Below are 20,216 nucleotides of genomic sequence, written 5' to 3'. Positions count from 1 at the left end.
ACAAACTATCCTTACGCAAGAGGCTGTTCAAAGCCGCTCTCAATATAGACTATCTCAAGAAGCTCCTAAAGATTTGATGCGGTTGCCCTGGCAAGAGCCCGCCTATTTTTTTGCCTTAAGCCGCCCCACGTGCTACAGGCCAACCAAGCCAAGCCGTTCCATTGGATCTCTCTACCAATCCTCAAGAAGTTCACCCCTTATCTCAAGCAAGCTCGCAAGCGAAGCTCAAGTAAAGATGCAGCGGAGCTATCAGTAGGACCTCATCAGAAGTATAAGTAGGAGTTCAATGGAGACTCAAATAGGATCGAAGATGAGACTCAAATAGGATCGCCATCGAAGCATGAGTAGGATCGAAGATGAGAGATAAATAGGAGCTCGAGCGAAGCCCTACTTAGACATCAACGGAGCCCCTATCTAAGCCTCGAGTAAGGCTCTATCTACACCTCCAATGCAGTCCTACTGATCTCTCGACAGAGGACTCGGGAGGGTTCTCCTCCGAAGCCCACCGAAGAGCTTAGGCAAAGAGCCCTCGGGAGCGGAGGCCGAGCGAAGAGAAGGGGGCAAAACAGTAGCCCCTCCCACTCTACCCAAAGACAGAGACGGGAGGGGCCATTCATTGAACAAGAGGCTCGGCTAGAGACTAGCGACTGAGCTTTTTCGTTAGAGCGGGGATGATCTGATGGAGGTCGCCCACGAGGCCGAGGTCGGCCACTCCGAAGATGGGAGCGAACTTATCCTTATTGATCGCAATGATGTAGTCGGACTCCTCCATCCCTGCTAGGTGCTGGATCGCACCCGAGATACCACAAGCAATGTACACATCGGGGCGAACTGTCTTACCCGTTTGGCCGACTTGGCGTTCGTGTCCGATGAGCCCAGCATCCACCATCGCACGAGAGGACGAAACCTCCGCCTTGATGCAGGCCGCTAGTGCTCGGAGCTTGTCGAAACCATCATGACTGCCCACACCACGTCCACCGGAGACGAGGATATTCGCCTCGGTGATGTCCACGAGGTGCTTCTCCGCCTTGACAACCTGCTTGACACGCACTCTAGGCGTCTCGTTGGAGAAGGCTACAGCAAAGGTCTCCGTCGTACCAGTGCGAGATGGATCGGCAGGAGTGCGACGCATCACCCCAGGACGAACGGTAGAGATCTGTGGACGATGTTCCTTACACAGGATGGTCGCACAGAGGTTACCGCCAAAGGCTGGGCGAGTCATCATCAGATGCCCATCGGGAGACATATCGAGCTGTGTACAATCTGCCGTAAGCCCTGTCATCAGCCTAGCTGAGAGGCGAGGGCCAAGGTCTCGGCCGATAGTCGTAGCCCCAAGCATCACGATCTCGGGCTTCTTGGCCACGATCACCTGATGAAAGGCATGGGTATAAGGTTCGGTCAGATAATGCGAAAGGGTCTGATCATCGACAATAATCACATGGTCTGCACCTGCGGCATGCAGTTCATTGGCCAAGTGAGCGATACCATGCCCCATGAGCAAGGCCGAGACGGTCATCGTTTTCTCTTCGGCCAGCTCACGAGCCTTGGAGAGTAGCTCGAAAGCGACGGAGCTGATCACGCCCTCACGCTGCTCGGCAAAGACCAATATGCCTTGATAATCTTGGATATTCATAAGCTAGCTAAGATTAGATAATGAATTTTTCTTTGAGTTTCTCTAAGATGACGTCCGCAGCCTCCTCAGCCGTGAGATCTTCGTAGAGGACACCCTTGGCCTTGGCACCCTTGGTGAAGGACTTGCCGACACGAGTAGGCGACCCCTTGAGACCAATGAGCTGCTCGTCGACTGTGATGTCTGCACTACTCCAGAGCGTAATAGGACGGTCGAAGGTCTCCATGATCCCACGCACATTCATGTAGCGGGGCTCGTAGCCCGAAGCCAAAATAGTGAGCACACAGGGCATATCGACCTCAAGGATTTCGTAGCCTGTTTCTGTCTCCTTGCGCACCTCGAGAGTTCGCTCTCCAATCTTCTTGGCATCTGCTACGTAGGTTACCTGGGGCAGACCTAGATGCTCAGCGATCTGAGGGCCTACCTGAGCAGTATCTCCGTCGATAGCCTGTCGGCCTGTGATCAGGAGGTCAAACTCTAGGTTGCGCAGTGCAGCAGCTAGGGTGTACGATGTGGCGAGAGAGTCGGAACCGCCAAACTTGCGGTCGCTCAAAAGGATTGCTTCATCGACACCCATAGCAAAGGCCTCACGCAATATAGCCTCGGCCTGTGGAGGGCCCATCGTGATGACCGTAACATGTGCTCCGAACTCATCCTTGAAGCGCAAGGCTTGCTCCAAGCCGCCCTTGTCGTCAGGATTCATGATGCTGGGGACGCCGTCACGGATCAGAGTTCCCTTCACGGGATCGATCTTGATCTCTGTCGTATCGGGGACTTGCTTAATGCAAACTACTATCTTCATATCGGTACATTATTTAAGTAAGTGCGAAGCAATAACGATGCGCTGCACCTCGCTTGTGCCTTCGTAGATCTCCGTAATCTTGGCATCACGCATCATGCGCTCGATGGGATACTCTCGGGTGTAACCGTAGCCACCGTGGAATTGGACTGCCTTGTTAGCCATCTTAACTGCCACATCTGCGGCATAGAGCTTAGCCATAGCCGAATCCATAGAGTAGGGGACGCCGTTATCCTTCTTCCAAGCAGCCGAACGAACCAGGAGGCGTGCGGCCTCGATTTCCGTCTTGAGGTCTGCTAGGTGGAACTGAGTGTTCTGGAACTGAGCGATCGACCGTCCAAACTGCTTACGCTCCTTGGTGTACTTGACCGTCTCGTCAAGTGCCCCCTGGGCAATACCTAGAGCCTGGGCAGCGATCCCGATGCGTCCGCCGTCGAGCGTCTGCATAGCGACCTTGAAGCCTCCACCCTCTAGACCAAGCATATTCTCCTTGGGTACAATGCAATCCTCCATGATGAGCTCACAGGTAGCTGAGCCACGGATACCCATCTTCAGTTCCTTCTTCCCCACTGTGAAGCCGGGCATATCCTTCTCTACGATGAAGGCTGTAATGCCCTTCGTGCCACGGCTCTTGTCCGTCATGGCGAAGATGATATACACATGGGCGTATTCGGCATTGGTAATGAAGATCTTATTCCCGTTTAGGATGTAGTTATCTCCGTCGGGAACGGCCGTAGTCTGCTGAGCAGCAGCATCCGTTCCTGCGTTGGGCTCGGTCAATCCGAAGGCGCCGATCCATTCGCCCGAGCAGAGCTTGGGCAGATACTTCATCTTCTGCTCCTCTGTCCCGAACTGGTAGATAGGAGCACAACACAGCGATGTATGAGCCGAGAGCACTACGCCTGTAGTGGCGCAAACACGTGCGAGCTCCTCGATCGCCATGGAGTAGATCTGGTTGGTGGCACCTGCTCCGCCGTACTTGGTGGGGAAGGGAATCCCCATCATCCCGAGCGAAGCCATCTTGCGTACCGTCTCGATGGGGAAACGCTCTTCGGCATCGATCTCGGCGGCTAAGGGCTTTACCTCCTTTTCTGCAAAGGAACGGATCATTTGCAGGAAGAGTTCTTCCTGTTTGGTCTTGCTAAAGTCCATGTTGTTTCATTTGTTGTTGAATAGTTAATTCAAAGTTGCGGTCAGTCCCCTACATAGGATGGCCGTGAGGCTGTGGCTGGCATCTCTGTCAATAGATTAGGGATTCTCTCTCGATCGTCCTAGAGCTTCGCCTATGCCACTGGCCTCACGCCCTCCGAGTAGGCCTTACCTTACACGCGCCACATTTCTTCCTCTGTAGGCTCTACGATCTTGTCCGAGAGAGGAGCGATGCGTGAGATGTTGAGCAGGTGCTTGTAGGTGAAGTTCTCCGAGATGGAGTTATTCCCCCAAGTACCACAGCCTAGGGTGTTGGTTACGGCCAAGCCATTGCGGATGTGTCCACCAGCAGTTGTGGCACTGGGAGCATTGACCACGATGCGCGAAACAGTTAGCTCCGAACCTGCTAGAATGATGTGTGCCTGATTGTTCGAGTGAATAGCAGCCGTGTGGCCATTGCCTTCATTGGCTAGGTTGGCACGAGCGATCTCTACCCCCTGCTCGAAGTGTTCGTAGGGCAACGTACACATTACAGGACACATCTTCTCCTTACAAATCACATCCTCAGCTCCGATGCCTCGGGCCTCTACCATGATCACTCGAGTACCTTCGGGGATATTGACACCTGCCTTCTTCGCAATGAACTGAACGCTCTGCCCAACAATATCCTTAGCTAAATGACCGTCTGTAAAGATTGCCTGACGAATGAGGTCGCCCTCAGCCTCAGAGCAGAAATAAGCCCCATGAGCACGGAAAGCGGCGAAAACTTCCTCCTTGTCAGCTTGGTGATAGATCACGCTCTGTTCGCCCGAGCAAATGATCCCATTGTCGAAAGTTCTGCCAGCGATGATCTTCTTGGCGGCCTCATTATAATCAATATTGCGGTCTACAATCACCTGCACATTGCCTGCGCCAACACCAAAGGAAGGCTTACCCGAAGAGTATGCCGAGCGCACCATATCCATACCACCCGTAGCCACGACTACATCGACAGACTTCATCAATTCTTGAGTCTTCTCGATGCTGGGCTCTTCGATGATCTGAATCATTGCATCGGGCACACCGAATGGAGCAATAGCCTCCTTGATCAGACGTACAGCATGTGCCGAACAGCGCTTGCTGCGAGGATGAGGAGCTACAATGATAGCATTACAAGTCTTCAGAGCAAAGATGATATTGCTCATTGGGGTCACAACCGGATTGGTTGTTGGGGTAATGCTCCCTACAACACCGATGGGCTTAGCCACCTCGATCATGCCTGTAAGGTCATCAATATTGATGATACCGACAGACTTCTTACCCTTGAGATTATACCAAACTCCCTTAGACTTACCCTTACACTTGGCCACTTTGTCCTCGTAGACACCCATGCCTGTCTCATCAACCGATTCGCGAGCCAGTACTTCTGCGTGATCATAGATTACTTTAGCTGCTGCATGACAGATACGATCGACGGACTCTTGGTTGTGTCTGGCCTGGAACTCACGTTGAGCTTCACGAGCCAGACGAATCATTTCTTTGATTTCCATTACTAGTTATTGGTTTGGTTAGTTAGGTTTCTTAGTAGAGCTGAGTATAGATTTGGGCGATTTCATCCTCGGAGAAGGGGACATAGTTATTGGCCAAGAGACGCTGCTGAGTGGCGATAACCGCCTGAGCAAAGCCTCGGCACTCATCCTGCTTCATACCATATTCGCGCAGAGGCTTGCGAGCGATGAGCTGACCTAGCAGAGCATCGAGAGCCTCGTAAACTTCGGAGCTCTGACACTCCAGGAGCTCGGCGAGCTTCTTCTCTAGGGCAACAATCATGCCAGTGGGATTCTTCTGGTGATACAGCTTGAAGACAGCGGTGAAGAATTGATAATTCGCTTCTCCATGAGGAACATGATAATTACCTCCAAGTGGGTACGACAGGGCGTGAACAGCCCCTACGCCTACATTGCCAAAGGCAATCCCAGCCATATTGGCAGCCGTAAGCATCTCACTGGCATACTCATGCCTGGCCTCGGGGTTGCCTGCAATCTTGCGGAAGACACCGATGATGATGCGCATGGCCTCCTGGCTAAACATGAGCGAGTAGGCATTAGCACGAGGCGAAACGTAAGCTTCTACAGCGTGAATGAGAGCATCGATCGAGGCCGCTGCATAGAAGCGGAAAGGCAGCCCACGGAGCAGCTCGGGGATGATGACTGCATCGTCGGCCACAATGGCATCATCGGCCAAGCCCATCTTCGTGTGTCGGCTCTTGATCTCGGCGATTGAGATATTCGTCACCTCGCTACCCGTACCACAGGTTGTAGGTACAATGACCAGCTTCTTTGCCTTCTTCAGCTCGATCTTACGGTCGAAAGCATCCAACACATTACTCAATCCATCCAAGACGAATAGCTTAGAGATATCGATGACCGTACCACCACCGATGGCAATAACTCGGTCATAGCTAACCCCCTTCAGATCGCTCAGGATTTGATTCATCATCTCGTCCGAGGGTTCTCCCTGTCCGTAATGCTCTTGCATAACGAAGTGGCAAGGCAAGCCACAAGCCTTCATGAATGGATCATAGAGAAACTCATTGGTGATCACGAGATCCCGCTCGCCGAGGGCAAAGGCTTCGGCGAAAGCCTTAAAGTCGGCAAACTCGTGAACTGTAGTTTTCAGTTTGAATAGCTGCATCACTTTATTCTATTTGTTGAACTTCTGATCATAAAACGCTTGGAGCTCTGCCCTAAAATCAGGATGTGCAATGGCAATCAAAGCCTCTGCCCGCTCCCTAAGGCTACGCCCCTTCAGATGAGCTACACCATACTCCGTTACGATATAGTCTACTTCGTTACGAGAGGTCGTAACGGCTGCTCCTGTAGCTAGATGAGGGACGATGCGAGAGGCCTTGCCTCCTCGGGCTGTCGAGGGAATGGCGATGATGCTCTTACCGCCAAGAGACATAGATGCTCCACGGACGTAGTCGACCTGTCCGCCCACTCCGCTGAACTGCTTGTCTCCCATCGATTCGGCTACAACCTGCCCCATCAGATCGACCTCGATACAGCTGTTGATGCTGATCATACGATCGTTCTTGGCAATAACGGCTGGGTTATTGACATAGTCCACGGGGTAGAGCCACACGTTAGGGTTATTATCTACGAAGCGGTAGAGCTCCTCGCTCCCCATGAGGAAGGTAGAGACCATCTTACCAGGATGCAGACTCTTGCTCTTGCCAGTAATCACTCCTGAGCGAACGAGCTCCACTACCCCATCGGAAAACATCTCGGTGTGGATACCCAGGTCTTTCTTATCGCCCAAGAAGAGCAAGACAGCATCTGGGATAGCCCCGATCCCTAGCTGAAGGGTTGCTCCGTCAGGGATCAAGCTAGCACAGTGGCGACCGATGGCCTGCTCCACTTCTCCTGCCTTGGCTTTGGGAATAGTATATAGGGGGTAGTCACAGGGGACAATGTGATCTAATCTAGAGACGTGAATGAGGTTGTCGCCACCGACGAAGGGCATCTGCTTATTGACCTCGGCAATGACGAGCCGAGCGCACTCGGTAGCAGGCTTGGTATAGTCGCAGGAGATTCCGAAGCTACAGTAACCCTCGGCATTGGGCTCAGAGACCTGAATCATGGCAATGTCAATGTGCAGGAGACCCTCACGCATCATCTTAGGTACCTCATGAAAGTAGATCGGGCAGTAGTCGGCACGAGCCTCCTCGACTGCCACACGAGAGTTAGCCCCGACGAAGTTGGTACGATGACGGAAGTGCCCAGCCATCTCAGGCGACATATACTCCCCTGGGCCGAGGCAAAGCATGTGATAGATCTCAACACCCTCGAAAGCCTCCTTTTGCTCTGCGAGAGCCTTGACTAGTGTCTGCGGTACGGCTGCGGCATGCCCCAGGGCAATCCGTTCGCCGCTGTGGATGTGTCTGACGGCTTCGGCTGCTGTTGTTTGCCGCTCTTTGTAGATTTCGATCCAGTTCATAGCGTTGGTTTTGGTTGGTTTAAGGTCGGAGTTTGCGCTGACGGAGGATGTTTCGGGCCTCTTCTAGGAGATCTTCGCTCACGCCCTGGCGCAGGGCCACCTGCAGGGTATCATCGCCAAATGCCTCTCGGACGATGCTCTGCACCACTCGCTCCATCGTGTCATTGAGCGAGGGACAAGAGCTGCAAGAGCCTAAGAAGCGCACTCGAATGAGCTTGTCCTTGACTTCGACGAGCTCAAGATCACCCCCATGCTGGAGCAAGAGGGGGCGAACCCTCTCGCTCAGCACTTCTCTTACGCTCTCCGTATTAAGGGGTAAGGCATTCATAGCCTAATGGTCTAGTGAGACGTCTATCTTGGCAATATTGCGAGCCATCTCCTTCTTGCTCTCGAGGTCGCTCTGACGGGCGATCATGATACGCTGTGCCTGAGGAGATCCAGCTCCGTGCATACTCTCGGTGCGGTAGCCCACGGCTGCTGTACCGAGCGTAATATTCTCGATCAAGCGAAGGATGCGCATGCGGTTCTCTACATGCTTGCCCTTAGCCCCAACGAGGTATTTGCGGACGACCTTGCCCAGCTCTGGGTGGCGCAGGTCTGCCTCACTGGGCATCGTCACCATGATCCCCCCTGCAATATCCTCGGCTAGACGAGCGATCTCGTAAGGGAAGCGAGTAATGTTCTGCTTACATACGTTAGCCAAGAGGAGGTCTACCATATAGTTACCAGCCTTCATTTGTTTACCCTCGCTCGAGCAGGCGATACCACAGGCATAGAGAGTCTCGTTGAGGTGGGTCATCTCGATGATCTTGTCCTTGATGTGGGTAGCCTTGGGCACGCCATTGTAGTCTGCGGCTAGGGCGGCTGCACCGATCAGGACGTCGCCCACACCGACCTTACAACCTCCGTAGCTCTGACGGTGGTAGCCAGCAAATCGCTCGACCATCATCCCAGCGAACTGGTATTCACGGCACATGAACACACGCTCCTTGGGGATGAATACTCGGTCAAAAACGACCAGTGCCTCGTGACCGCCGAACTCTGTATTCCCAGGATCGATATCGTGGTACTCCTCGCTCTTGCGAGTGTCGCAGCTCTGACGGCCATAGATCATCAAGATACCCTCGGCATCGCTAGGGCAGGCGAAGGAGACAGCATAATCTGCATCCTCCTCACGCATGGCGATCGTAGGCATGATGAGATGCTCGTGCGAGTTGATCGCACCAGTCTGATGGGCCTTGGCTCCAGAGACGATGATCCCGTCCTCACGCACCTCGTCGATATGCAGATAGAGGTCCGGGTCCTCCTGCTGAGAGGGCGATAAGCCTCGGTCTCCCTTGGGGTCAGTCATTGCCCCATCGACCACGAGGTCATTATCCTGTACATACTTCAAGTACTCGACAAATCTCTTGTGGTACTCTGTGCCACAGGCCTCGTCGATCTCGTAAGTAGTGGAGTAAATCGCATTGAAGGCATCCATACCGACACAACGCTGGAAGCAAGAAGCTGTCTTCTGCCCGAGGAGTCGCTGCATCTTGACCTTATTCTTGAGGTCCTCGGTGCTCTGATGCAAGTGGCAGAAACGATTGATGCGCTTGCCCGTGAGGTTCGACACAGCGGTCATGACCTCCTGATACTCAGGCATCTGTGCGAGCTCGTAAGTCATACCTACAGAGTTCATGGACGGACGGATAATAGGATGATCTACGGGATTCTCGATCTTCTCACCCATAAACCAGACGTTCAGGTTCATCTTCCTGAGACTGTCTTCGTACTCTTTTCTCGTCATCATAGCGGTAAAACGATTATCTGTGAAACGTTTAAGTAATAATTCCGATAGTTAAGTCTGGCACGCACAAGCCCTCGAGGGTCTGCCCTAGAGCCTCAGCGACAGAGGGCCAAGCCCTTGTGCATCAGTCTCCATAACAGCCTCTAGCCTTGGGGTAGAGTACACCCAACGCATATCGAGTACGAGCCTAAATAGTTTTAGCCTTGTCTGAATTTATTTTCGGTCGCTTCATCACCCCTATTCCCCGGAGTGGGAGGCATCGCTTGTCATGGGCAGGTCTTCTGACTTCTCCTAGTTTTGCGCCTTCCCGCTTGTCTGTAGTAAGCCTAAGCAGTGGCATAAGGATGCGAAACTATTGTGTCTAGTGGAGTTACAGCTGGGGGCACAGTCTCGGTCTTACACCGAAGTTCCCTTTTAAGCCAATCGATTGACTACCGACTGATCACCGATGACGAGGCAAAGGTAAACATTATATTCAAGAAAAAGATCTACAATGATGTTTTTATTTTCGGCACTGCTCCATCGCCCCTGAGAGCCTCTCAGTGGAGCTCTCGGGGGCTTCGCTATCGAGGGAGTTATAGGGTCTCAGATCAACCGTCTAGAGGACTTCGTCCGAGGGCCTATCTACATCTCACTAGAGACATAAGTAGGACTTCACTTGAGATCCTATTTAGTCCTCACTAGAGACATAAGTAGAAGCTCTATCGAGGACTGAATAGGATCTCAGGAGCAATGCAAATGACAAAGGAGATAAACGGATTAGAGGGGAGTAAGGACCTGCTCACTCGATAGGGTAATACAGTCCTCGAGAGGCATCATGGCATTGATGAGGCGAACGCTTCGGGCTCGGTAGAGATCCTCGAGATCGAGCGGATGAGCCTGGATGAGGCCTCGAGCCAGGAGATCCGCCCGCTGCACCCCCTCGAGCAGAGGACGCTCGGGAGTATAGAGCCCCTCCTCCAGTTCCAGGATGAGATTCGTGTAGCTCGTATCCGAGAGACTACCATCGGCCCGATAATAGAGCGGCTCGACATCGGGCGGGAGGCTCTGCTTCGCTTGCTCGAAGTAGACCCGATTGCTAGACTTGAGCGCATAGTCGAAGCCCTCGGCCAGTCGGATGGGTTGTAGCCACCTCACCTGTCTAGGGATATAGGGCGAGCAACCAAGGGGCAGGAGGGACGAGGCGTCGTACGAGAGGCGTAGTCGATAACTATCCACAGCGGATGTGCATAACTCCATGAGTCGTGCGACCCCCTCATCCTCCTCGAGGTGGTGTCTCTCGAGCCAACGGGATATGGGCGAGGCACCTAGTCCCAAGGTATTGAGACTGGAGAGCATACGATAGCGATGCCGCTCCTCGAGCTGCAATACACCCCCTCTGAGGCAAAGGGTCTCGAGTAGCGGCAGTCTGTGCATAAGTCTGTGGGTAATGTGTGCATGAAGGTTATCGGGGCAGGTAGACCTTCGTCAGGCACTCCCGATACTCTTCTTCGGCTTGGCTGTTGATCGTGATGCCTCCACCCGAGCGGAAGACGAAGTTCCCCTCGTCCCGCTGCTCGATGAATCGGATCAACACAGCACTCTCGAGCTCCTGGCCATCGAAGTAGCCGAAGATGCCCGTATAGAAGCCTCGAGGAGCTCCCTCGGCCTCTCGAATGATTTGACAGGTGCGCTCCTTAGGTGCTCCCGAGATCGAACCCGCAGGCAGGAGCGAGAGCAGCAGGCTACCGATATGGGCGGGCCAGTCTAGGGGCAACTGCCCAACGACCTCCGAGCTCATCTGTAAGATCCGTCCACGGTCGGTCTCGATCTCAGAGAGGTACTTGAACCGCTCGACCCGTACCTCTCGAGCAATGCGGTTGAGGTCATTGCGCATCAGATCGACGATGGTATGATGCTCACAGCCCTCCTTGTAGTCGGAGCGCAGCCGCTCGGCTGCCTCGGGCAGAGAGGCGTCGATCGTCCCCTTCATCGGATAGGTTGCTATCCGCCCCGTCGGGCTGATGCGCACGAAGGTCTCGGGGGAGAAGCACACAAAGCGTCCGGGTAGGAGCAGCTTGTAGGGTGCAGGACAATGGGCATAGATCCGCTCGAGGCTGAGGTCGCCCAGGAGAGGGGTGCTGATGGTCAGATTGCACAGGAAGCTATCCCCACGCCTAAGGCCCTCATGCACCCGATCGAAGCGGCGGCGGTAGCGAGCCTCGCCTTCGGGCTCAAGCCCCTCAAGACGGGGACGAGGGCCAGGCGACGAGACCTCCCCACCCCTACCCCTTGGCTGGGTCGAGAGCGAACCGATCCGACAGAGCGGATAGCTCTCGGGCTCATCCCAGAGCAGAGCCTCCTGTAGCTCAAAGTCTAGGGCAAAGACGAAGGGTCTACCCGCACGCCCCAGCTCACTCATTCGATCGAGTGTCGCTCGCACCTGGGGCGAGGGTTCGAGAGCGGCTAATGGCTCCACCATAGCTGTCGGGCAAGTCTCGCCTGAGGGTCTTCAGCCTCTACGGCCTCTTCAATCTCGTCTGGCAAGTGGTAGAAGAAGTCTAGCCCCGTGAACTGCTCCAGCGCATTGACCGAGAGAGCTAGGTCTCGGATGTGCTCGCTACGCTCGTACTCCCTATGCTCGGTGAGGAAGGCAATGCTGTGGTACTGCCCCTCTCGTTCGAGCAGCAGGGCCATCCAGTAGTAGCGAGGGATGACCATCATCCCCTTGATCCGCTCGGGCTCTATCTGCCCGTCGGCGATCGTGCCCCCCTTGGCTACATAGAGCACATCATGCATCGAGCCCTTGCGTCCCCACTTCTGTACTCGTTGCTCGAGGCGAGCCCAGATACCCGCATTGTGGCTCTGTAGCTGGGGACTCATATTCGAGTAGTAGAAGGTCTGCTCGTTGGCCTCTACGCTGTATTGTCTATCTCCCGAGGCTACTAGATGGCCTCGGCTATAGCCACTACCCCTAAACCACGTCTCGGTGCTGTAGCGGGCAGGCAGGTCAGGATCCCAGGCCCAGGCATTCGTCCGCCCGATCTCGGCCGTGGGGCTCGTCCGAGGGTCGAAGCGGAAGCAAACCCAGCGAGCATGCCTGCGCTCCGTGTCATACTCCAGGGAGTAATTGACCTCCCCCGAGGCTCGGTGGGTGATGAAGTAGTTGTGGTTGCCCCCCGAGAGCCGAGGCAGCTCCAAGAGGCTCGTATCGCCTCGGATGATCTCCCCCCGAGGCTCCCAGGCCGAGGGGGCTGCGACCTCACGCATAGGCTCGGGCCCTGGGGCATCGGCCGAGGGTCTGTCAGGGGTCGAGCCCTTGTAGTAGTTGATTAGCAGGAGGATGAGCAGCAAACCCAGCGGAGGCAGGGCTGCGAGCTTCTTATTGGACTTCTTGGACATAAGAAAAGAGCAAGGTTATTTTCTTCTTCGACAACTACGACGGACCGCCTTGTAGCTGAGCATAAGGCCTGTAACCGAGACCACCAACCCCAAGAGCATAAGTGACCACATGGTCAGAGTCCACAACCAGGGACGCTCAGCGAGGAAGGCAAAGCGTAGGGCATGAGGCTTAGAGAAGAACCAGCTACCGAGGCGTCGGCCATGATCCACGAGGCGCAGCTCCAGCGTCTCGGGGTTCAGATAGGCTGCATGCCGCTCAGGGTCGTCTATATCCACTCGGTATACAGGTAGAGCCAGGCGACCATGACGATCGACATAGTAGCCATCGTACTGCTCCATCAGCTCGATTTGGTAGGCAAACTCTTCCCCTCGGGCTCGACGGATATAGTCGAGCACCTCAGCTTCTCTCAGGGCCAGCCCGACCTCCGGATAGCGATCGGCTCGATAGCACAAAAGCTCACCCTCGGGCTGCATGAGCTCAACGAAGGGACGTCCCGCTACCGAACGCCAGCGTAGCGAGCGAGTCTCTGGATGCTCAGCAAGCATCTGAGCCAGCGGTAAGCTCTGATACTGCTCCTGTGGCAGGGTGTGCTGCTCGAGACGCTCCTGCATGCTGCCATCACGGCTGCCCGTCATCCACTCGGGCAGGTCTACCACTGACATGAGACCACTAAAGATCCAGCCAAAGATGAAGATCCCACTGAGCAATCCGAGGACGTGATGCAGGTAGTAGCTACGCTTCTTGTAAGGGGAGCGATATCCTCGAGGCCCTTTGCTCCGACGGTAGACATCTATACCGACATAGATACCCGTAAGCACCATCAGCACCCCGATACCTGCAAGAACAATGATGACCCAAATCCACAGATCAGCCTGGCGACGTAGCCAGGTGAAGTAAACCCAGTGGGGGATAGCCCCCAACCAGGCCCAGAGGCGTTCGCTCGAGGTATGCTCCGTGATGACCCGCCCATCGACCGAGCTGACATAGACCTCACGACCCTCCTGCTCGAGGCTGAGGCGGTAGAAGGGGAGCTCCCGCTCCAGGCGGCTAAAGGGCGTCCACTGGTCTAGATCTGTGATCGTGTCGATCCGCTCGATGCGATCGGACCAGAGCGAGGCCACTCGGTCGAGCAGAGCCCGATCGACCATAGGCCTCGTGAGCGTATCTCCCTCGAGGCTCAAACGTTCTGCTCGGGCATTACCCACAGCGACCGAGGCATAGACCCCGTGGTAGATATTGGCCTCAAGCCCTAGCGTGTAGGGCTTGCCCTCGTAGAGGCTATCCAGGCGCAGTCTCAGGGCAGAGAGGCTCGAGTCGCTAGGCAGCATCTCGGGCCTAAGGGGTAGGAGGTGCTTCGTCTGCTCCCCCCGATGGTAGGAGGGATAGCTATGATAGACCAGCACGAGGCCAGAGGTGAACCACATGACGAAGAAGATGCTCATCACCACGCCTAGCCAGCGATGAGACTTGAGCATGAAAGATCTGAAACTCATTATGGTAACGGTATTGGTTGATCCTGATAGCGGAGCGAGGCCTTAGTCCCAGTCCTCATCCCAGTCGAAGAGATCCATCCCCGAGGGCAGATCGTCGGCGAACTGATCCAGGTCTCGACGCTCCTTCTTCGTCGGACGGCCAAGTCCCTTGGCCCGATCGACAAAGCCCGAGAGCCTCTGTAGCTCCAAGATCTCGTACTGCTCCCGTGGGGTAACATTCTCCATATATTCGGGCACTAACTTAGCCCCGACACGATTGTTCAGCAGCCCGAGCACTCGAAACGAGTACTCTATCGGCGGCTTACGCACCGAGACCACATCGCCCAGGCGCAGCGTACGGGCAGGCTTGGCAGGAGTGCCATTGATGCTCACCCTATTCTTCTTGCAGGCATCGGTAGCTAGCGATCGGGTCTTGAAGATCCGAACGGCCCACAGCCATTTATCTACTCTGATCTCTGCCATCTATATACCTCTTTCATAAAAGAATAAGGGTGTAGCCATCGATGCTACACCCTCTCATTTGTACGATGTGACTTGGGTGGGACTCAAACCCACGACCTTCAGAACCGGAATCTGACGCTCTATTCAACTAAGCTACCAAGCCCTTGGCTATTCCCATGTCGGGGAGCTGGCGCAAAGGTAGTCATTTCTCCCGAATAGCCACTCACCCGAGCACGGCTCATTCGCCACAGAGAGGCTCTCGAGAGGAATTTGCCTATCTTTGTCTGCAAGAAACATTATTAACGATCAAGTCAATGAACAACGAACAGTATCCAATCGACCACTCTAGGGGCTATACAGTCATCCAAGACGCTAGCCTACAGCGTACGCTCATGCAGCGCGTCTTCCTCTGGATGGCTATAGGCCTCGGTATTACAGGGCTAACCAGCCTCCTACTCTTCAAGAATGTAGACCTGCTCTACTCCATCGCCAGCAGCCGAGGGCTCTTCCTCGGGCTCATCATCGCCGAGGTTGCCCTTGTGGTCTTCCTCTCGGCCCGTATTGCCCGCATGTCCTTCATGACGGCCACAGCCCTCTTCGCCGCCTATGCGGTGCTCAATGGGGTAACGCTGAGCCCGATCTTCCTCGTCTATACGGCGCAGTCCATTGCCGAGACCTTCTTCGTAACGGCAGCCACCTTCTCCGCCATGGCGATCTACGGCTACATCACCAAGAGAGACCTGACCTCAATGGGCAACCTACTTTTTATGGTCCTCATCGGGCTCATCATTGCCTCGCTGGTCAATATGTTCGTGGGCTCTAGCCTTATGAGCCTCGTCATCTCCGCCGTAGGGGTATTGGTTTTCGTCGGTCTAACAGCCTACGATGTGCAGAAGATCAAGCGTCTCTTCGTCAATACCTACGAGGACAGCGACGATACCAAGAAGGTAGCCATCCTGGGGGCACTCACCCTCTACCTCGACTTCATCAACCTCTTCATCTTCCTGCTGCGCTTCATGGGCCGCAGGGAGTAGAGCACTGATCTCATAGAGCATAAATCTATTAGCCCCAAGACCTCTCCTAGAGAGGTCTTGGGGCTAACTCTTTGTCTATATCTCGCAAGGATTAGGCTACATGCCCCTGTAGCTCACGCCTCAGCTCGGCAATGCTCTTGCCCAGCAGAGGATGCCTGAGCTCTGGGGCGATCTCGGACAGAGGCTCTAGGACGAAGGGGCGCAAATGCATCCGTGGGTGTGGCAGCGAGAGCCTATTGCCCTCGAGGACAAGCTCGTCGTAGAGCAGGAGGTCGATGTCGATAGGGCGATCGCTGTAGACACCATCCACGCTCTTGTGCCGTCGGCCTAGGGCCTGCTCGATGGCTTGGGTGCGCTCGAGCACCTGCATCGGTTCGAGCTCGGTCTCGACCCTCAGGGCTGCATTCATGAACCAATTGCTAGAGGTGAAGCCAAGAGGCTCGGTCTCAACAAATTCGGAGATACGCTCCACCCGGCCCACCTGCTCTTCGAGCAGACGGATCGCACTGTATAGGAGCTGGACTCGATCCCCCAGGTTACTGCCCAACGAGAGGTATAGGCTATGCTTCACAGAGAGCCCCTCCTTAGATGATGAGCATGGCATCTCCATAGGCCCCGAAACGATATTTTTCCTTAATGGCTACAGCATAGGCATTCATGACGTGATCATAGCCTCCAAAAGCCGCAGTCATCATCAGCAGGGTGGACTTGGACATATGCAAATTCGTTACCAGCGAGGTAGGGATGGCAAAGTCGTATGGAGGGAAGATGAATCGGTTTGTCCATCCATCATATTCCTTGAGACGGTGCTCAGTACTCGAGGCAGTCTCCATGGCTCTGAGAGCAGAGGTACCAACGACACAAATCTTATGATCATGTGTCTTGGCCTCATTAACAATCTGGCAGGCCTCTCGTCCGACGATCATCTGCTCACTCTCCATCTTATGCTTGGTCAGATCCTCAACGTCAATGTCTCTGTAGTTACCGAGGCCATTATGTACCGTCAGATAGGCCTTGCGGATGTCTCGGATCTCCATACGCTTGAGGAGCTCTCGGCTAAAGTGCAGACTCGCCGCAGGGGCTACGACAGCCCCCTCTTCGGTGGCGAAGAGAGACTGATAACGCTCTGCGTCCTCAGCCGTTGGACTGCGCTCCATATACTTGGGCAGAGGGGTCTCGCCCAGAGAGAAGAGCGTACGCTTAAACTCCTCATGCGTCCCGTCAAAGAGGAAGCGCAGCGTACGACCGCGAGAGGTCGTATTGTCTATCACCTCGGCCACAAGGTTGTCATCTTGGCCGAAATAGAGCTTGTTCCCAATGCGGATCTTACGGGCAGGATCTACGAGTACATCCCAGAGCTTGAACTGGCTATTGAGCTCACGCAGGAGGAAGACCTCGATCTGCGCTCCGGTCTTCTCCTTGTTACCGTAGAGACGGGCTGGGAAGACACGGGTATTGTTGAAGACAAAGACGTCGTCCTTGCCGAAGTAGTCTAGAATCTCCTTGAAGATACGATGCTCGATCTCTCCGGTGGTCTTGTTGAGCACCATCATACGAGACTCATCACGGAAATAGGCTGGCTTCTTAGCGATCAAGGCCTCGGGAATGTCTAATTTGAATTGAGATAGCTTCATGCTCTATATGTATTCTAATTCGTTCTTGATTAATTGTTTGTTGTGTTATCCTTTGGGCTGAGGTACAGGCACGCAGCGAGAGAGGAAGTCGCCTACCTCCTCGAGGCTTAGGCAGTCCTCTAGTCGGGCCTCTCCTACTCGGGTACGGACGAGGCTGATGAGGTGGCCTCCAGAGCCGAGGGCAAAGCCAATGTCTCGAGCCAGCGAGCGAATATAAGTTCCCTTGCCACAAGCCACTCGGATGAGGATAACGGGCAACTGACACTCGAGGAGCTCTATCTCGTCGATACGGATGCGCTTGGGCTCGAGGGCGATCTCTCGACCCTTGCGGGCCAGGTCGTAGGCTCGCTTGCCATCGACCTTGCAGGCCGAGAAGGCAGGCGGTACCTGGTCGATCTCCCCGACGAAGCTCTTGAGGACCTCAACCACAGCCTCGGGCGTAATGTGCTCGGTCGGATAGAGGGCATCGGGCTCACTCTCCAGGTCAAAGGTTGGTGTCGTCTGCCCGAGACGGATCTCGGCGATGTACTCCTTGCTACCCTGCTGGAGCATCTCAATGCGCTTAGTATGCCCCCCAGTACAGAGGATCATCACCCCTGTGGCCAGGGGGTCGAGGGTGCCTGCATGGCCGACCTTGAGCTTCTTGATACCTAAGTGTTGACAAGCCGCATAGCGGAAGCGATGCACGAGACCAAATGAACTCATGCCGAGGGGCTTGTGCAGGTAGATCGTAGCTCCCTCTTTGAGATCGAGCTCTTGGGTACAATGCTTCATCCTCTACTGCAGCTCGATGGGAACGCCCAAAAGAAGCATGAGGGCAAATACGATAGCGATGACGATGCGGTAGTAGCCAAAGGCTTTGAAGCCATAGCGAGTAACCACACCGATGAAGAACTTAATGGCCAGGAGGGCAACGACAAAGGCTACGACATTGCCCACGAGCAGCGTCTGCCAGTTGTCCGCAAAGATCGCCATACCGAACTCCTTGTGGAGCTTGTAGGCCTTCAGAGCAGTAGCCCCGAACATGGTGGGGATGGCCAGGAAGAAGGAGAATTCCGCCGCCTGCTGCCTGGTCAGCCCCTGCTGCATTCCTCCCAGGATCGTGGCCATCGAACGAGACACCCCTGGGATCATGGCCAAGCACTGGAAGCAACCGATGATGACAGCCTTGAGGGGGGTAACCCTCTGGGGCTTGTCCTTGGCCAGCAGCTTATCCATGAAGAGCATCACGATCCCCCCGAGGAAGAGCATGGCGATCACGACCTCGACCCTACCGAGTAGAGCATCGATATACTCCTCGAGCATCAGACCCATGACGGCTGCAGGGATACATCCGATGAACATCAGCCAGTAGAGATTGAAGCCACTAAGGCCATAGTACTGAGTCTCCTGATCCTTGCCGAAGCGCAAGAAGCGAGGCAGGTAGATTACCAGTACGGAGAGGATAGCCCCAAACTGAATCATCACAGTGAAGGCGGACAGATAGGCTGAGCTCTGCATACCCATCAGCCCCTCGGTTAGGATCATATGGCCCGTAGAGGATACGGGCAGGAACTCGGTGAGCCCCTCGACGATGGCGAGGATAATACTCTCTAAGATGCTCATCAGGGGCTAGGCTTGAGGATTAGTGGGGGTGGAGGGAGTGCCTGCCTCGCCTCGGGAGCGGGCTGGAGAGGCTAGGATCGCATAGATCATCAGCACGAAGCCGACAACGCAAACAATAGGAGCTAGGACGATGCGACGAGAGCTGAAGATCTCAGGGTTGAAGGTCTCAGGGCTATCGGATCCCCCACCTGACATGAGGGCGAAGCCGATGAGGATGATGAGCACAGAGAGGCCCATCAGGATGTAGTTCTTTCTGCTATACAGCATGATGAGTGATGTATGAATATAGGTGAAGTTTAGACCAAATGGATCTTGGAGCCGTCCATACGGATGTATCGGTGGCTAGCTCTCCATGAGGAGAGAGCACAGACGAAGAGGGCCACGGTAATCAGGAGAGCCACAGCAATGAGCAGCTCGCTCATGCGCAGCATGCTCCACACATCTATATTAAGGCTACGCTGGGTAGCGTAGAGGCCGAGACCGAGGAGCGAGAGAGCCAGGAGTACACTGATGAGGCCATCGCCGAGAGCCCGCAAGAGGATGGGGCGACGAATGAACCACGACGAAGCCCCCACTAGAGCCAGTGTGCGGATGGTCATACGCTCCGAATGGATGAGTAGCTTGGTCGAGCTATTGATCTGTAGGATGCTCAGGAGGAGCTGTAGCACCAGGACGGCCCAAAGGAAGCTCTGGATGCGGCCAATATTGTCCTGCATCGAGTGTAGGATGTCCTTTTGGTAGGAGAGGTGGGTGTCGACGCCTCTCTCCCTGAGCCGCTGCTCGATAACTAGGAGGCTGTCCTGTGAGAGGTAGTCATGCTCGAGCTTGAGGCGCAGTATGGGGGAGAAGGGATTATAACCCAATACCTTGATAGGGTCTTCACCGATCTCGCTCTGCACGAGGCGGGCGGCACTATCGGCATCGAGATAATCGACAGACTTGATCCCCTTGACGAGGCTTAGCTCCTCGAGGAGCTCCTCGGGCGAGGCAGACAGGTCGTTGCCTAGCTCGACGGAGAAGCTCATGCGCTCCTGAATTTCTCGTCCGATGCTCGAGCTAATCAGGTGGAGCAGCGTGATAGTGCCCAGCGTTATGAGGGTAACCAGTAGGCCGATGATGCTGATGACACGGGCCTGGGAGAGCATAGAGCGGCCCTGAGACTGAGGAGGACGAGGCATAGTAGTTGATATAATGAACTGAGCACTATCGCAATACGAACAACATGACCCCAGGCCACCAAGGACCTCGGGAAGCCCTCAAAGTAAGCGCATGGACATAAGAA

At 54.8% G+C, this 20,216-nt stretch carries 20 protein-coding genes, 1 tRNA gene and 1 riboswitch; of the genes, 1 reads left to right on the top strand and 20 read right to left on the bottom strand.

Features of this window, described 5'->3' with window-relative positions:
- Positions 1 to 640 precede the first annotated feature (640 nt).
- The 14 genes from HQ37_RS05530 to HQ37_RS05465 all read right to left on the bottom strand — a co-directional run bounded on the left by HQ37_RS05530 (position 641) and on the right by HQ37_RS05465 (position 14,824).
- Complete coding sequence (locus tag HQ37_RS05530) at positions 641 to 1,633, bottom strand: electron transfer flavoprotein subunit alpha/FixB family protein (RefSeq protein ID WP_036881330.1); 993 nt, start codon at positions 1,631 to 1,633, stop codon at positions 641 to 643.
- A 13-nt stretch (positions 1,634 to 1,646) separates the two neighbouring features.
- Positions 1,647 to 2,432, bottom strand: a complete 786-nt coding sequence (locus HQ37_RS05525) for an electron transfer flavoprotein subunit beta/FixA family protein (protein WP_036881329.1) — start codon at positions 2,430 to 2,432, stop codon at positions 1,647 to 1,649.
- Between the two features lie 9 nt (positions 2,433 to 2,441).
- Complete coding sequence (locus HQ37_RS05520) at positions 2,442 to 3,581, bottom strand: acyl-CoA dehydrogenase (protein WP_036881328.1); 1,140 nt, start codon at positions 3,579 to 3,581, stop codon at positions 2,442 to 2,444.
- 170 nt (positions 3,582 to 3,751) lie between these two features.
- Positions 3,752 to 5,107: an aldehyde dehydrogenase family protein gene (locus HQ37_RS05515; RefSeq protein ID WP_036881327.1), complete on the bottom strand. Its 1,356-nt coding sequence runs from the start codon at positions 5,105 to 5,107 to the stop codon at positions 3,752 to 3,754.
- 31 nt (positions 5,108 to 5,138) lie between these two features.
- Positions 5,139 to 6,251 (bottom strand): 4-hydroxybutyrate dehydrogenase, encoded by a 1,113-nt coding sequence (locus HQ37_RS05510; RefSeq protein ID WP_036881326.1) that lies wholly within the window; start codon positions 6,249 to 6,251, stop codon positions 5,139 to 5,141.
- A 9-nt stretch (positions 6,252 to 6,260) separates the two neighbouring features.
- Entirely contained in the window at positions 6,261 to 7,556 is a 1,296-nt protein-coding gene (locus HQ37_RS05505) for an acetyl-CoA hydrolase/transferase family protein (RefSeq protein ID WP_052080796.1), read from the bottom strand.
- A 19-nt stretch (positions 7,557 to 7,575) separates the two neighbouring features.
- Entirely contained in the window at positions 7,576 to 7,884 is a 309-nt protein-coding gene (locus HQ37_RS05500) for a NifU family protein (protein WP_036881325.1), read from the bottom strand.
- A gap of 3 nt (positions 7,885 to 7,887) precedes the next feature.
- Positions 7,888 to 9,348: a 4-hydroxyphenylacetate 3-hydroxylase family protein gene (locus HQ37_RS05495; protein WP_036881324.1), complete on the bottom strand. Its 1,461-nt coding sequence runs from the start codon at positions 9,346 to 9,348 to the stop codon at positions 7,888 to 7,890.
- Between the two features lie 250 nt (positions 9,349 to 9,598).
- Positions 9,599 to 9,799, bottom strand: a riboswitch (cobalamin riboswitch).
- Between the two features lie 305 nt (positions 9,800 to 10,104).
- On the bottom strand, positions 10,105 to 10,761 hold the full coding sequence (locus HQ37_RS08105) for an aminotransferase class IV (RefSeq protein ID WP_052080795.1): 657 nt from the start codon (positions 10,759 to 10,761) through the stop codon (positions 10,105 to 10,107).
- A gap of 28 nt (positions 10,762 to 10,789) precedes the next feature.
- Entirely contained in the window at positions 10,790 to 11,806 is a 1,017-nt protein-coding gene (locus HQ37_RS05485) for an aminodeoxychorismate synthase component I (RefSeq protein ID WP_052080794.1), read from the bottom strand.
- Positions 11,791 to 12,726 carry a DNA/RNA non-specific endonuclease gene (locus tag HQ37_RS05480; RefSeq protein ID WP_052080793.1) on the bottom strand — a complete coding sequence of 312 codons (936 nt, stop codon included), beginning with the start codon at positions 12,724 to 12,726 and terminating at the stop codon, positions 11,791 to 11,793. The genes HQ37_RS05485 and HQ37_RS05480 overlap by 16 nt, the downstream gene beginning before the upstream one ends.
- Before the next feature lie 15 nt (positions 12,727 to 12,741).
- On the bottom strand, positions 12,742 to 14,220 hold the full coding sequence (locus HQ37_RS05475) for a PepSY domain-containing protein (RefSeq protein WP_081951777.1): 1,479 nt from the start codon (positions 14,218 to 14,220) through the stop codon (positions 12,742 to 12,744).
- A gap of 42 nt (positions 14,221 to 14,262) precedes the next feature.
- A complete protein-coding gene (locus tag HQ37_RS05470) occupies positions 14,263 to 14,682 on the bottom strand; it encodes an RNA-binding S4 domain-containing protein (RefSeq protein ID WP_036881320.1) in 420 nt (139 codons plus the stop codon).
- Positions 14,683 to 14,750: 68 nt separating this feature from the next.
- A tRNA-Arg gene (locus HQ37_RS05465) sits at positions 14,751 to 14,824 on the bottom strand.
- 151 nt (positions 14,825 to 14,975) lie between these two features.
- Between HQ37_RS05465 and HQ37_RS05460 the strand changes: the two genes are divergently transcribed.
- Complete coding sequence (locus tag HQ37_RS05460; RefSeq protein WP_052080792.1) at positions 14,976 to 15,695, top strand: Bax inhibitor-1/YccA family protein; 720 nt, start codon at positions 14,976 to 14,978, stop codon at positions 15,693 to 15,695.
- A gap of 91 nt (positions 15,696 to 15,786) precedes the next feature.
- Here the strand turns inward: HQ37_RS05460 and folK are convergent, their stop codons facing one another.
- Genes folK through HQ37_RS05430 form a run of 6 tightly spaced genes read right to left on the bottom strand, consistent with a single transcriptional unit; the run spans position 15,787 to position 20,112 of the window.
- Positions 15,787 to 16,266 (bottom strand): 2-amino-4-hydroxy-6-hydroxymethyldihydropteridine diphosphokinase, encoded by a 480-nt coding sequence (gene folK, locus HQ37_RS05455; protein WP_036881335.1) that lies wholly within the window; start codon positions 16,264 to 16,266, stop codon positions 15,787 to 15,789.
- Positions 16,267 to 16,279: 13 nt separating this feature from the next.
- Entirely contained in the window at positions 16,280 to 17,329 is a 1,050-nt protein-coding gene (gene queA / locus HQ37_RS05450) for a tRNA preQ1(34) S-adenosylmethionine ribosyltransferase-isomerase QueA (protein ID WP_036881319.1), read from the bottom strand.
- 45 nt (positions 17,330 to 17,374) lie between these two features.
- Entirely contained in the window at positions 17,375 to 18,103 is a 729-nt protein-coding gene (gene truB, locus HQ37_RS05445) for a tRNA pseudouridine(55) synthase TruB (protein WP_036881318.1), read from the bottom strand.
- Positions 18,104 to 18,106: 3 nt separating this feature from the next.
- The gene (locus HQ37_RS05440) at positions 18,107 to 18,934 is read right to left on the bottom strand and encodes an undecaprenyl-diphosphate phosphatase (protein WP_036881317.1); all 828 of its coding nucleotides are present in this window, start codon (positions 18,932 to 18,934) and stop codon (positions 18,107 to 18,109) included.
- Positions 18,935 to 18,940: 6 nt separating this feature from the next.
- A complete protein-coding gene (locus HQ37_RS05435; RefSeq protein ID WP_052080791.1) occupies positions 18,941 to 19,201 on the bottom strand; it encodes a DUF3098 domain-containing protein in 261 nt (86 codons plus the stop codon).
- Between the two features lie 29 nt (positions 19,202 to 19,230).
- Positions 19,231 to 20,112 (bottom strand): ABC transporter permease, encoded by an 882-nt coding sequence (locus HQ37_RS05430; protein WP_036881316.1) that lies wholly within the window; start codon positions 20,110 to 20,112, stop codon positions 19,231 to 19,233.
- Positions 20,113 to 20,216 lie beyond the last annotated feature (104 nt).

It is taken from the genome of Porphyromonas sp. COT-239 OH1446 (assembly GCF_000768875.1).
Classification (GTDB): Bacteria; Bacteroidota; Bacteroidia; order Bacteroidales; family Porphyromonadaceae; genus Porphyromonas.
Note: the sequence above shows the minus strand (reverse complement) of the source record. Positions and strands in the feature narration are given on the sequence as shown.

Coding starts and splice junctions, on each gene's coding strand:
- HQ37_RS05485 (WP_052080794.1), bottom strand. CDS start 11,806: ATGGTGGAGCCATTAGCCGCTCTCGAACCCTCGCCCCAGGTGCGAGCG.
- HQ37_RS05430 (WP_036881316.1), bottom strand. CDS start 20,112: ATGCCTCGTCCTCCTCAGTCTCAGGGCCGCTCTATGCTCTCCCAGGCC.
- queA (WP_036881319.1), bottom strand. CDS start 17,329: ATGAAGCTATCTCAATTCAAATTAGACATTCCCGAGGCCTTGATCGCT.
- HQ37_RS05515 (WP_036881327.1), bottom strand. CDS start 5,107: ATGGAAATCAAAGAAATGATTCGTCTGGCTCGTGAAGCTCAACGTGAG.
- HQ37_RS08105 (WP_052080795.1), bottom strand. CDS start 10,761: ATGCACAGACTGCCGCTACTCGAGACCCTTTGCCTCAGAGGGGGTGTA.
- HQ37_RS05510 (WP_036881326.1), bottom strand. CDS start 6,251: ATGCAGCTATTCAAACTGAAAACTACAGTTCACGAGTTTGCCGACTTT.
- HQ37_RS05480 (WP_052080793.1), bottom strand. CDS start 12,726: ATGTCCAAGAAGTCCAATAAGAAGCTCGCAGCCCTGCCTCCGCTGGGT.
- HQ37_RS05495 (WP_036881324.1), bottom strand. CDS start 9,348: ATGATGACGAGAAAAGAGTACGAAGACAGTCTCAGGAAGATGAACCTG.
- HQ37_RS05505 (WP_052080796.1), bottom strand. CDS start 7,556: ATGAACTGGATCGAAATCTACAAAGAGCGGCAAACAACAGCAGCCGAA.
- HQ37_RS05475 (WP_081951777.1), bottom strand. CDS start 14,220: ATGAGTTTCAGATCTTTCATGCTCAAGTCTCATCGCTGGCTAGGCGTG.
- HQ37_RS05440 (WP_036881317.1), bottom strand. CDS start 18,934: ATGAGCATCTTAGAGAGTATTATCCTCGCCATCGTCGAGGGGCTCACC.
- truB (WP_036881318.1), bottom strand. CDS start 18,103: ATGAAGCATTGTACCCAAGAGCTCGATCTCAAAGAGGGAGCTACGATC.
- HQ37_RS05470 (WP_036881320.1), bottom strand. CDS start 14,682: ATGGCAGAGATCAGAGTAGATAAATGGCTGTGGGCCGTTCGGATCTTC.
- HQ37_RS05460 (WP_052080792.1), top strand. CDS start 14,976: ATGAACAACGAACAGTATCCAATCGACCACTCTAGGGGCTATACAGTC.
- HQ37_RS05435 (WP_052080791.1), bottom strand. CDS start 19,201: ATGCTGTATAGCAGAAAGAACTACATCCTGATGGGCCTCTCTGTGCTC.
- HQ37_RS05520 (WP_036881328.1), bottom strand. CDS start 3,581: ATGGACTTTAGCAAGACCAAACAGGAAGAACTCTTCCTGCAAATGATC.
- HQ37_RS05525 (WP_036881329.1), bottom strand. CDS start 2,432: ATGAAGATAGTAGTTTGCATTAAGCAAGTCCCCGATACGACAGAGATC.
- HQ37_RS05530 (WP_036881330.1), bottom strand. CDS start 1,633: ATGAATATCCAAGATTATCAAGGCATATTGGTCTTTGCCGAGCAGCGT.
- HQ37_RS05500 (WP_036881325.1), bottom strand. CDS start 7,884: ATGAATGCCTTACCCCTTAATACGGAGAGCGTAAGAGAAGTGCTGAGC.